General features: G+C 38.2%; 11 protein-coding genes. 1 reads left to right on the plus strand and 10 read right to left on the minus strand.

Translation table 11 applies throughout. The features are described from left to right. Positions 1-10 precede the first annotated feature (10 nt). The 6 genes from priA to QZ413_RS07760 form a co-directional block, all read right to left on the minus strand. Positions 11-2,398, minus strand: coding sequence for a primosomal protein N' (priA, locus tag QZ413_RS07735; protein WP_297078944.1), 2,388 nt, complete (start codon positions 2,396-2,398; stop codon positions 11-13). A gap of 143 nt (positions 2,399-2,541) precedes the next feature. Beyond that, positions 2,542-2,847 (minus strand): DNA-directed RNA polymerase subunit omega, encoded by a 306-nt coding sequence (gene rpoZ / locus QZ413_RS07740; RefSeq protein ID WP_297078947.1) that lies wholly within the window; start codon positions 2,845-2,847, stop codon positions 2,542-2,544. 5 nt (positions 2,848-2,852) lie between these two features. Then, positions 2,853-3,467: a guanylate kinase gene (gmk, locus tag QZ413_RS07745; RefSeq protein WP_297078949.1), complete on the minus strand. Its 615-nt coding sequence runs from the start codon at positions 3,465-3,467 to the stop codon at positions 2,853-2,855. Between the two features lie 129 nt (positions 3,468-3,596). Next, positions 3,597-4,469: a YicC/YloC family endoribonuclease gene (locus QZ413_RS07750; protein WP_297078963.1), complete on the minus strand. Its 873-nt coding sequence runs from the start codon at positions 4,467-4,469 to the stop codon at positions 3,597-3,599. 24 nt (positions 4,470-4,493) lie between these two features. After that, entirely contained in the window at positions 4,494-4,709 is a 216-nt protein-coding gene (locus tag QZ413_RS07755) for a YdbC family protein (protein ID WP_297078950.1), read from the minus strand. 11 nt (positions 4,710-4,720) lie between these two features. Further along, the gene (locus tag QZ413_RS07760) at positions 4,721-5,434 is read right to left on the minus strand and encodes a class A sortase (protein WP_297078951.1); all 714 of its coding nucleotides are present in this window, start codon (positions 5,432-5,434) and stop codon (positions 4,721-4,723) included. 177 nt (positions 5,435-5,611) lie between these two features. On the opposite strand from QZ413_RS07760, the gene QZ413_RS07765 reads away from it, so the two are divergent. Next, the gene (locus QZ413_RS07765) at positions 5,612-6,373 is read left to right on the plus strand and encodes a hypothetical protein (protein WP_297078953.1); all 762 of its coding nucleotides are present in this window, start codon (positions 5,612-5,614) and stop codon (positions 6,371-6,373) included. Between the two features lie 77 nt (positions 6,374-6,450). Here the strand turns inward: QZ413_RS07765 and cydC are convergent, their stop codons facing one another. From cydC to QZ413_RS07785, 4 genes are all read right to left on the minus strand, one after another. Then, entirely contained in the window at positions 6,451-8,196 is a 1,746-nt protein-coding gene (gene cydC, locus QZ413_RS07770; RefSeq protein ID WP_297078955.1) for a thiol reductant ABC exporter subunit CydC, read from the minus strand. Continuing rightward, on the minus strand, positions 8,189-9,910 hold the full coding sequence (gene cydD, locus QZ413_RS07775; protein ID WP_297078957.1) for a thiol reductant ABC exporter subunit CydD: 1,722 nt from the start codon (positions 9,908-9,910) through the stop codon (positions 8,189-8,191). Before cydD ends, cydC begins: the two co-directional genes overlap by 8 nt. A 2-nt stretch (positions 9,911-9,912) precedes the next feature. Beyond that, on the minus strand, positions 9,913-10,923 hold the full coding sequence (cydB, locus tag QZ413_RS07780; protein WP_297078958.1) for a cytochrome d ubiquinol oxidase subunit II: 1,011 nt from the start codon (positions 10,921-10,923) through the stop codon (positions 9,913-9,915). After that, a partial coding sequence (locus tag QZ413_RS07785; protein ID WP_297078959.1) for a cytochrome ubiquinol oxidase subunit I occupies positions 10,923-12,274 on the minus strand: 1,352 nt, incomplete at its 5' end. The genes cydB and QZ413_RS07785, both read right to left, overlap by 1 nt.

The raw sequence follows: 12,274 nt of genomic DNA on the forward strand, positions 1-12,274 counted from the left end.
GCTACCTCCTTTAAATAAATGATAATGGCTCATTATCGATTGAAAGAAATAAGCCACTTCTTTGGTCTAACTGACTAGACTGCATAATCTCTTGTAATGTTGGAACTAGATTAGGTTCTTGTTTATATTTGATGATCAATTGATAATAATAGCGATTTTTAATACGCAAGATCGCACTTGGTGTTGGTCCTAATAAACGTGCATTAGGACTTAATACTTGTGTCAGTTGTTGATAGATCTGATACATTTTTTTCGCTGCGATTTCTTCTTTTTCATGGCTTGCGACTACTTTGATTGTAAAATAGTAAGGTGGATAACCTGTTTCATGTCGAATAAACATTTCTTGTTGGTAAAATCGCTCGTAATTTTGTTGTTGTGCCAAAATGATCGCATGATGATCCGGATTGAACGTTTGGATCACGACTTCACCTAATTTATCTGCTCGCCCTGCTCGTCCACTTACTTGGGTTAGCAATTGAAATGTGCGTTCACTTGAACGAAAATCAGGTAGATTTAATGAGGTATCGGCATTTAGCACACCTACTAATGTAATATCTGGAAAATCGAGCCCTTTGGCAATCATTTGTGTCCCAAGTAAAATCGATGCTTTTTTTTCACCAAACTCACGTAATAGCTTTTCATGTGCTCCTTTTTTACGAGTCGTATCAACGTCCATTCGTAAAATAGCAGCTTCTGGGAACAATTGTTGCAATTCTGCTTCGACTTTTTGCGTTCCCGTACCATAATAGCGAATCTTACTACCTTGACAGCTTGGACAACGGTTTGGGATCTGTTCTTCATGTCCACAGTAATGACATCGCATCGTTTTAGTATCCATATGCAACGTTAATGAAATGTCACAATTTGGACACGGTAGCACAAAGCCACAATCGCGACACATCACAAAAGAAGAATATCCACGGCGATTTAGCAATAAGACGATTTGTTCTTTTTTCAACAGACGATCACGAATTTTATCTTGCAGTACTCTTGAAAAAGTTTCCGTTCCTTGATAGATCATTTCTTCACGCATATCTACAATTTCGACTTGAGGTAGTAAAGCGGCTTTATTGCCACGTTTGGTTAGTTTTAAAAAGCGATAAACGCCTTTTTGTGCACGTGCTCTTGATTCTAGCGAAGGAGTCGCACTACCAAGTACAATCGGACAATCGTGATAACGTGCACGCCAAATCGCCAAATCACGAGCATGATAGCGTGGGCTTTCTTCTTGCTTGTAACTGGCTTCATGTTCTTCATCAACAATCACTACACCAAGATTTTCTAGTGGTGCAAACACGGCTGAACGTGCCCCCACTACGACCTGTGCTTCATTACGCTCGATTTTACGCCACTCGTCGTATTTTTCCCCTTTCGATAATCCACTATGTAATACCGCTACTGCTTCACCAAAACGGCCTTTAAACCGTTCCACCATTTGTGGCGTCAATGCGATCTCAGGAACCAACATCATGGCTGTCTGACCTTTTTCTAAGACTGAAGCAATCGTTTGGAGATAGACTTCAGTCTTACCGCTTCCTGTGATACCTTCTAGTAGAAATACTTGATGGGCTTTTGCCGCCAAAAGTTCATTTACAGCAAGGGCTTGTTCATCATTCAATACGAACGCTTGCGTTTGTTCAAACTGACGGTTGGCATAAGGATCGCGATAAGATTCGACTTCAAAAAATTCGAGCCAACCTTCTTGCTGTGCATGTTTAAGTACTGTGGCGCTAATTCCTTGTTCCGTATAAAAGCTAGCTGGCTTTTGCTCGTGACGTGTCAATAAGTCAAGTAACTGGACTTTTCTTTTCGCACCTTTGCGGATTGTCGAGGCAAAGGTTGGAAAATTAGCTTGTGTAACCAAAGAACGAACATGACGGATCGTCCGTGCACGATTTTGTTGTTTCACTAAATAGTCGATATCAATAATCCCTTGGTCACGCCATTGTTTGATTTGATGTACAGAAACTAAAGCTTCTTCAAATGCGATCGTTTCACCATGTTGGAATAAACGCGCGTCGCTTTCAGGATGGGCTTTAAGTCGTACGATTAGTTTTTCATACTTCGCTTTCATCACACTTGGTAACATCGTTTGCAAGCATGTGATTTTAAATGAAAATGTTTGGTTACGCATATACTCAGCTAATGCTAAAAGTTCTTTATTGATTACCGGTGCTAGATCAATGCATCGCGTAATCGGTTTGAGCCCGCTAGTATCTGCTTGTTCATCAAACCCTACTACGAAGCCTTGGATCTGTCGATTTCCATTACCAAAGGGAACTTCTACACGCATCCCGATTTCTAGTACTTCCTTCATTTCACTTGGAATCGCATAACTAAATGGCTGATCGGTCTGTCTAGTCGGTACGTCCACAATGATTTCTGCTACTTTTTCCATCGAACGCCCTCCTTATCTGGCCTTATTTTACTAAACTTCTTCGCGTTTGTCTTTAATTGACAAAAAGAACTTCACTAAGTTTCTCTAAAGAAAAAGAATAGACAGAGCATGGTTAGCTACCAAACTCTGTCCCCAAAAAATAATTATAATTTTTGTTCTTGACGAATGCGTTGTTCTAATTCTTTTTGTTCTTGTTCTTTTTTCGCTTTGCGTTCTTCTTCTTCTAAACGAATGCGCGCGCGTTTTACTTCTGGATGTGGATCTACGATAACTGTTTCGGCATCGATTTCTTCTAATGCTTGTCCCACACTTTTAACTGATTCGAAACTTTCCAATGTAGCGTTCGCCCCAGCATCTAGTTCATGAGCGCGTTTACTTGCTAAAATAACTAATGAATACTTTGAATTCACACGATCCAATAATGAATCGATAGATGGTTTTAACATCATATGGTTTACAACTCCTCTAACATTTTTCTATATTTACCAATCACGCGATCGACTCTGACATGTTCGGTATCAATGATTTTTTTGATTCGTTCAACAGCTAGTGGCACTTGATCATTTACAACAGCATAATCGTATAGCGCCATCATTTCGATTTCCTCACGTGCAATCTTCATCCGTGCATCGATCACATCTAGATCATCTGTTCCACGACCAACAATACGCGAGCGTAATTCGCTTAGATCTGGAGGAGTCAAAAAGATAAACACGCCATCTGGCATCTTTTCTTTAACTTGTTTCGCGCCTTGTACTTCGATCTCTAAAAAGACATCTTTCCCTTCATCTAATGTCTTGCGGACATAAGATAATGGGGTACCATAATAATTTCCTACGTACTCTGCGTACTCCAACATTTCACCAGCTGCAATTAACGCTTCAAACTCTTCGCGACTACGAAAATAATAATCGACTCCCTCTACTTCACCAACTCGTTTTTGACGAGTCGTCATTGAGATGGAATACTGAAAATCATTTCCTTCGCTATCAAATATCGCTTTACGTACCGTTCCTTTACCTACACCAGAAGGCCCAGATAGCACGATCAATAGTCCTCGTTCTGTCATAACGACGTCCTTTCACACTAAAATATACTTATCGTCTATTGTGCACTTTTTTTATTGAAGTTTCAAGAACTACTTCATTATAACGAGAATTTGATTAAAAAACTACTTTAATCCTTCTCATAATCGTTGTTATTCTATATTTTGGACTTGTTCACGCATTTTTTCAATCGTTGTTTTTAACGTGACGACACGATTTTTGATGTCGATACTTGTTGTTTTCGAACCGATTGTGTTGACTTCACGATTAAACTCTTGAATCAAAAAGTCTAACTCACGTCCAATCGGTGTCGCTTTTTCTAGAAGTTGTGTTAACCGCGTCAAATGCGCAGCTAAGCGGTCAAGTTCCTCATGGATATCCCCACGCTCTAATAACACAGCAACTTCAGTTAAAATCCGTGATTCGTCTACTAAATCTCCCACTCGTTGACGTAAAGCTGTGAGTAATTTTTCTTCTTGTTCTTGTTCGATGATCGTTGTTTTTAAGGTGATTGCCTGATATTCAGCTAATATTACAGCTTGTTGTGCTTTGATGGTATCAGATAACTGCTGTCCTTCACTAAGTCGATTTTTTACCAAATGCTGCAACGCTTTTTCTAACGCAAAAAGAACTAATTCCTGATAAGTAGCTAATTCTAAAGGAGTCTCATCGATTAAGATAAACTCTTCTTTTAAGACCATTTGCTCGAGTAAGTGCTCGAGATTTGGTACCGTTCCAAATCTTAATTGGCTTTCCTTTTTGGTTTCTTCGATGATTTGCTCGATTGCATTCCAATCGATTTGAGTCGTTTTTGGTAGAGCTGTTTTTAATGCTATCGTGATATAGATATCCAATCGACCTCTAGCTATATATTCTTTGATGCTTTGACGTAAAGTACTTTCTAATTCATTTAGACGTCTTGGCATATGAAACTGACAATCTAAAAAACGATGATTAACGCTTTTGATTTCTACAATAACACTCATTTGGTCACGTTCGACCTCACCGCGACCAAATCCTGTCATACTCTTCACAGACATTCTCCTTTATTACATTTGTGTGATAATGGTTTTTAGGCTTGCAAATTCTTCATTCGTCAATGTAATGCCTTTTCCCATTTTTTCATGATTTGGACCCCAATCTCGTAAATCAAACTTTGGGGGGCGACCGTTCCAACTCACTAAATTCAACTCTTTTTGCCAACCTTTGGCATTAGCTGAAAGCACGGCGATCTCTTCAACGATCTCATAACTAAATTCGCTCATATATTTCCTCCTTAATATGTATGTTGTTCCATTTGGAATGCACTCATCATCTCTTTAGTCGCATCTTTTATCGGTGTCACTGCAGTCAATTCTCCTTGCACGATAATTCGTGTGGTTGCAGAAAGATCACCACAAGTGACTAGTGTGACGATTTTTTTATTCGGTACTTCATCTAAGACTTCGATTTTAGTCGGAGCTACCCGTTGTTTATCATATGCTTTGTAAGAATAGATATTAACAAGATCAGTCAGATAGATCATATTCCCAACTTCAAATTCTTCAAGCGGCGTAAACAATAGATCGGCACGATCGGTTCGATGACTGGCTAAAGCATAGTTTCCTTCACCCATTTTTTGTGTCTCACTAAAGGTCCCTGCTCCAAATAATAACGCTTCATTTGCTAATCCTTTGAAGATTGGTAAATTGATGCCTACGCTTGGAATCGCGATCCCACCAATAACCGGCAAGCGTTTATTACTAAATTGTGCATCTAATACCGCTTGTGTACTTAACGGCTGTACTGCATCAAAATCAAACGTAGCTGTTTTTTTCTCATTCTCTTTGATTTCAGAAGCTGTTACCGTAGAAACATCGTATTTTGAAGTATTCCAAGACATCAATAAGTATTTGATTTGATTATTAAACACTAATGCCAATCCAATCAATAATAATAAAACGAGTAATAAATTGGTAACCCAATGTAGTACACCTTTTTTCTTTTTCATCGGCTCCTCCTTTGAGTGTAGTTGTCTTTAGTTTACCATGATTTCAAGGTTTGAGTTTTATTTGTGCCCAAATAATAAGAATGATTCTTATCTTGTAATCAAATCTTAAAATAAAACTCGAACTTTTTATTGTAGAATAGAAACTGAAGAAATACGCAAAAAAAGGGGGGATCACCTGTGAAGCAATCAATTTATATCCATATTGATACAACAAGTAATATTGTCATGACTAGAGGACTACAAGCTGCTGATTTTCACACAGGCATCGTACATCCCCCAAAAAATCTGCTTTTATTAAATCCCGCCTCGACTTATGGAGACTATGAAGCCCATACTGGCTTAAAAATCGTTCGTGGTGTTGATGCGGTTGAACAGTATGCGCAAATCGTTGCCAAGCAACGTTTGGGCGAGGAAAATAAATGGATCGATTTTTCTGATCTGTCCATGCTACGCGAACTTTCTCCTTTAGAGATTTCAGAGTTACTTTATTTTGGACACACGCGTACGCATCTACGCTCTCCCTTTTTTTACAAACTACAAAATAACTTTGTTTACTTTGATCTTCCACAACGAATCTCTCGTATCTACTATCGCTATCTAGATGAGTTTTATCGTGTGTTAGCTGGAAAAATCAAACGACAAACCTTAGAGAATTTAAATGACAAACGCTCATTTTTTAAACGACCTTTGTCCATTGCTGATCTCCCTTTAGAAGTAATCAAACAAATCCATGATTATACTAAAGAAGGAATCGTGTTATCTTTTGATCAAGCAACAAAAGATACCCATGAATTTCATTTACCCTTATATCTGACGGACCAAGAATTTGCTTCAAGTAAAGAAGTACCACTTGAACGCTATGTAGGTGAATTGAGCTATCACATAAATTCTAAAAATTGGAGTCTTACTTTAGCCGATTCCAGAGTTGCTTTTATCTAAAAAAAACATCGCTAGATATTGCGTTTAAAGCACCTGAATTCCAGTGTTTTAAACGAATATCTGTTAGCGATGTTTTTTTATCGTCCTTCATCGATTGCTTTTAATTTACGATATCTTGGACTTGTTTCCAATAATTCTTTTGGTGAACCTGACAATTCTAATTGACCGTTCTCAATAAAGATCACTCGTTGCATCTGATCGATCCCTTGCAAATGATGCGTGATCCAAATCACTGTTTTATCTGATAATTGACTAAAGAACGTATCGATCAAGGCTTGCTCAGTAATTGGATCAAGACCGACTGTGGGTTCATCTAATAAAACAATTGGTGTGTCCTTTAATAAAATTCTAGCTAAAGCCATTCGATGGCGTTCACCACCAGAAAAACGCAAACCAGCTTCATCGACCATCGTGTGTAACCCCTCAGGTAGACGTTTTACTAGATTTTTTAATCCGACACGATCTAAAACGTCCCAGACTTCATCCTCACTAGCTTCTTCGTTACCTAGGCGTAGATTGTTTAAAATGGTTGTTCGAAACAGATAAGGTGTTTGTTGGATCACTCCAACTACTTCTGCGATTGCATCACCCAATTGACTAGTCGGTACACCGGCTAAAGTTACCTGACCAGTAGTAGGAACTAGGTCTCCACGAATCAGTGAAGCCAGAGTGCTTTTTCCTGAACCACTTCGTCCTAGGATCGCGATCTTTTGCCCTTTAGGAATCTTAAGTTCGAGATGATCTAAAACAAGTTTTGATTCATTGGGATAATGAAACGTAACGTCTTCTACGCGAATATCGAGCTGTTGATTTTCAGGAAGCGCTACAGGAGTCACTTCAGCTTTTTCTTCTAAATGATTTAAACGATCTAAAGAATCTTTATAGATATTCGTTTCTTGCGCTGCATCTGATAAGACGGCAAATGCATCGACCAATGGAAACAAGCTCAATACAAAAGCTGCAATCCAGTTAGCAGCTCCACCATGATCGCCCACAAAACGCTGACTCGTCCACAAAATCAAACTAATCGCGATCAATCCGATATACAGTTGCAAAATAAAATTACGAACTCGATTAAAATGGCGCAATTCATTTTGAACATCGTAAAGCTGTTGCTCATTTTCAACATAACTACTTACGTAATCTTGACTACGCTGACTAAAAATCCAGTCAGAAACCCCCATTACATTATCCGTCAAATCTGTATATAGAGCATTTTTGACTTGTTTTTCTTTTTCTTGACGTGCACCGTTTAATAATACTGAATACAAAGGAAAGACAAATACCAATACAAACAATAACAACGCCATCACTAACGCGAACCAGAGAGAATAAAATCCTAATCCGATCACGACGAAAGCATATAAGATCCAAGCAATGATCGTTGGGAAAACCGTTCTTAGATATAAATTTTCGATATGATTGATATCTTCTGCCAATAGACCTAAAATATCGCCAATCTTAAAATTGCGTTTAAAGAAAATCGCATCTTTTTCAAGCACTGTATATAATTTTAAACGCAGTGTCGATGTTAAACGCAACACCCAGTTATGACTGGTCAACCGTTCAATATAACGAAAGACCGGACGACCAATCCCGAAAGCACGAGTTAACACAATGGGAATATAGATCAACAAAATATTCTCCGGAATCGAAGCAGCCCGACTGATCAAATACCCCGAGACAAACATCAATGCGCCCGCGCAAAAGAACGTCATAAAGCCTAAAAACAAAGCTAAATATAAAGAACGTTTATATTGATGCAAAAAAGGTTTCACCCAAGTATCTTTTTCAAAAGCCTTAAATAGAGGAATTTTAGGCATCTAGATCCCTCCTCATTTGTTTAGTTAGTTCATAAAAATGGCCTCGTTTTGCTGTCAGTTCAGCAAAACTACCTTGCTCAACTACATGTCCAGCTTCTAATACCAAGATATGATCCATCTGATGCATCCAATGCAAGCGATGCGTAGCAAAAAAGACAAGTCGATTCTCCATTAACGGTAGCATTCTTTCTTTAATCTCTACTTCTGTTTCAATATCTAAATGCGCTGTAGGTTCATCTAATAACAAGATGCGGCGTTCTTTATCTAAAAAGGCCCTAGCTAGCGCGATCCTTTGAGCCTGGCCTCCACTTAGTGCTCTTGCACCGTCTCCGATCTGAGTGTTTAATCCTTCGGGTAATTCCGCAACCAATTCCGTCAAACCAGCGACTTTGATGGCTTCTTCGATCGCATCAGGGGTTGCATCGGGTGTATAAAACGTAATATTTTCTAGTAAAGACAATTGGAAAATATATGGATTTTGTGGAATATAAAGCATTTGTTTTTGCCAATCAGATTGCGCCAGACTCGCTACAGATACACCATCAATTTTGATTTCTCCCTCATTTGGTGATAAAAAACCACTCAATAAGTCAATCAAAGTTGATTTCCCTGAACCACTCATTCCAATAATTCCGACTTTTTGTACACCTTTCAAAGATAGATCAAAAGGATATAATGTTGGATTTTCATCATAGGCAAATGTGATGTGCTCCAATTCGAGTGTCGTTTGTTGATTGACTTCTGCCAAAGCTTTCTTTTCAACTTCGATTTCTGGTAATTCTAGTACTTCTCTAATTGCTGTCATCGCATTTTTACCATCTAGCGTTGCATGGTAATCACTTGAAAAATCACGTACTGGTAAAAAATATTCTGGAGATAAGATCAGTACTGTCAATGCGGGGAATAATAAGATCCCTTCATTGATCAAACGTAAACCAAGTAAAACGGCAACGATCGCTACAGATAAAGTAGTAAAAAAATCTAAAGCAAAAGTCGATAAAATCCCAATACGCAATGTGCTCATGGTCGCTTTACGAAATTCTTCACTGGTATTGTAGATACTTTTTCCATAGCGTTTACTCAACCCAAAAATCTTCAAGGTATCGATCCCACGTAACGAATCGATAAAATGGTTCGACAATACTTGAAAAGCGTGGTACTGACGATCGGCTTTAGCCTGTGCTGCATATCCTAAAATAATCATAAATACGATAATCAAAGGAAAAACCAAAATCAATACGACACCAGATTCCCAATCTAATAAAAAAACTACGGCCAAGATCATCCAAGGAATGATCATCATATTCATGACTTTCGCTAAAATCAAATGAATATAATTTTCTACTTTAGAAATCCCTTCTAAAGCCATCGTGATCACATTTCCAGTTCCTTGTTCTTGTACTAACGTAGGTCCTACACGAAATATTTTTTGCAGTAAATCATGTCGTAGATTTTTTGCTTGTTCCTGAGCAAAGCGATCCAATAATTTGTCTCTTAAATAAGTGACTGCATGCCTTGCTGCATAACAAACAAAAAAAGCTACCATCATGAGTAGTTGTGCGCTTAATTTTTGCCCTTCCCATAATCGAGTGATCACTGTTGCAAGCGTATAAGCTTGTCCAATTATAAAGAGAGCTTGCAAGATAGCATATCCTGCAAGCACTCCCATGATCTTACGAATGTTGGGCAAGCGCATAATCGCTTTATCAATCATTCTTAATATCCTTTCATATTGACCGTTACTCGTTTTCTAAACACATAGTAAGCCCAAGCTGTATAGGCTAACACAAATGGCAACAACGTAAACGACATGTATGTCATGATTTTCAATGTATATGGTGAAGATGATGCTGTTTTGATCAACAAGTCATAATCACTACTAATTGAGCTAACCATCACACGTGGGAATAATCCCGTAAACAACAATGCAACTAGTGCAATCATTGTAAATCCACTAGCTAAAAAGGCTAGTAGTTCTTTTTCTTTAAAGACAGAGATATTCGCAATAACAGTTAAGACTACGATCACAATCGTCAAGCCTAGTGTCGTTGCAAAATGTTTTTCATAGAAATCTGTTTGGAAATACATCAAAACAGCAAATGCTACTAACCCAACATAAAGTACTGCATATAATGCTTTTGCATAGTTACGCGCACGTTCACGTACTGGGCCTTCTGTTTTTAATGAAATATAGTTCAATCCATGTAAATAAGAAAGTAACGTTAAGGCAACACCACCGACTACAGAAAATACATTGATATAATCTGTAAAAGTCGCAGAAAGATTTCCACTAGCATCGATTGGCATTCCTTGGATCATACTGATGAACAAGATTCCAAAGAAAAATGGAACGATTGTACTTCCGATCGTCAATGTCCAATTCCAGAAATTTTTGTTTTTTTCCGGAACTTTATGACGAAATTCAAAAGATACTCCACGAATAATCAATCCAAATAAGATAATAAATAAAATCAGATAGTAACCACTAAATAATGAAGCATACCAGTATGGGAATGAAGCGAACATCGCGCCACCTGCTGTTAATAGCCACACTTCATTTCCATCCCAAACAGGACCGATCGTATTGATTACTTGATCTTGTTCTTCATCATTATGTGCTAGTGTTTGAACAGCCATTCCAACACCAAAGTCAAATCCCTCTAAAAAGAAGAAACCTGAAAATAATACACCAATCAATATAAACCAAACTAACTGTAATGTAGACATTAGAATGCACCTCCATCAAATGGATCAATGGCTGGTTTTGCATCCGCAGCGTGTTGATGGTCCACATATTCTGGACCTTTTTTCAATTCACGAACAACTAAGTACACCATTGTAGCACCAAGCCCTGCAAATAGTAAGAAGTATACTGTATTTGAGAACATCAAGGAAGCTACAGAAACATTAGGCGAAACACTTTGTTCGATTGTAAATAAACCATAAACAGTCCAAGGATAACGACCTAATTCTGTTACTAACCAACCTGAAGTATTCGCTAAGAACGGTGCAAAAGTCATCAGCCCAAGCACCCACAATAACCATTTTTTCTCGTATAATACTGGTTTTTTCTTACGTGTTAAGAATAAGCCTAAAGCTGATACAACAAACATCAACGCACCAAATCCTGCCATGATACGGAATGTCCAGAACAGCGTATTTACTGGAGGATAATAGTTACGATCTCCATATTCTGCTACTAATTGTTTATTGATTTCATTCATTCCTTCAACCGAACCAGATAGTTTATGGTAAGAAAGAATACTTAACATATAAGGAACTTCGATTCCAAATACGCGTTCTTTTTTCGCTTCATTTGCCCAAGCGATCAATGTCCAAGATGCTGGATCACCAGAAGTTTCATATAGACCTTCTGTTGCAGCAAATTTCATTGGTTGATCTTCTACTAAAGCCTTCATTTGGAAATCCCCAGCTGTTAGTACTGCGATTGAACCAACTAAAGAGACAACTAATCCTACGCGCAATGATTTTTTATAGATTTTTTCAGATACAGCAGATAGATCTTTTTTCTTCAACACTCTAAATGCTGAAAGTCCGGCCACCACGATCCCACCAGTTAAGATAGCTGCTGCGATTACGTGAGAAAATTCATACCACAACTGTGGATTTTTCAATAAAGCACTAAAGTCGTTCATAACGGCACGACCATTTTCAATTTGGTAGCCTTTAGGATGTTGCATAAAGGCATTGGCCACGATGATCCAAAAAGCTGACATCAATGAACCAAATCCAACCAACCAAATAAACAATGCATGCACACCTGGTTTTACCCGATCCCACGTAAACATCCACAAGCCTAAGAAAGTTGATTCTAAGAAAAAGGCAAGCAATGCTTCAACTGCAAGTGGTGCACCAAAAATATCTCCGACAAAACGTGAGTAGTCTGACCAGTTCATTCCAAATTGGAACTCTTGAATGATCCCTGTCACTACTCCGACTGCGAAACTAAGCAACATGATTTGAGCCCAAAATTTTGCCATTTTTTTATAGGTTTCATCTTTTGTTCGCACATAAAGTGTTTCCATAATTGCAACAATAAACACAGTACCAATAGATA

It is taken from the genome of uncultured Enterococcus sp. (genome assembly GCF_913775425.1).
Lineage (GTDB): Bacteria > Bacillota > Bacilli > Lactobacillales > Enterococcaceae > Enterococcus_G.

Bases quoted from the DNA above. Each gene is read 5' to 3' on its own strand.
- priA (WP_297078944.1), bottom strand. From the start codon at position 2,398: ATGGAAAAAGTAGCAGAAATCATTGTGGACGTACCGACTAGACAGACC.
- rpoZ (WP_297078947.1), bottom strand. From the start codon at position 2,847: ATGATGTTAAAACCATCTATCGATTCATTATTGGATCGTGTGAATTCA.
- gmk (WP_297078949.1), bottom strand. From the start codon at position 3,467: ATGACAGAACGAGGACTATTGATCGTGCTATCTGGGCCTTCTGGTGTA.
- QZ413_RS07750 (WP_297078963.1), bottom strand. From the start codon at position 4,469: ATGACAGGATTTGGTCGCGGTGAGGTCGAACGTGACCAAATGAGTGTT.
- QZ413_RS07755 (WP_297078950.1), bottom strand. From the start codon at position 4,709: ATGAGCGAATTTAGTTATGAGATCGTTGAAGAGATCGCCGTGCTTTCA.
- QZ413_RS07760 (WP_297078951.1), bottom strand. From the start codon at position 5,434: ATGAAAAAGAAAAAAGGTGTACTACATTGGGTTACCAATTTATTACTC.
- cydC (WP_297078955.1), bottom strand. From the start codon at position 8,196: ATGCCTAAAATTCCTCTATTTAAGGCTTTTGAAAAAGATACTTGGGTG.
- cydD (WP_297078957.1), bottom strand. From the start codon at position 9,910: ATGATTGATAAAGCGATTATGCGCTTGCCCAACATTCGTAAGATCATG.
- cydB (WP_297078958.1), bottom strand. From the start codon at position 10,923: ATGTCTACATTACAGTTAGTTTGGTTTATATTGATTGGTGTATTATTT.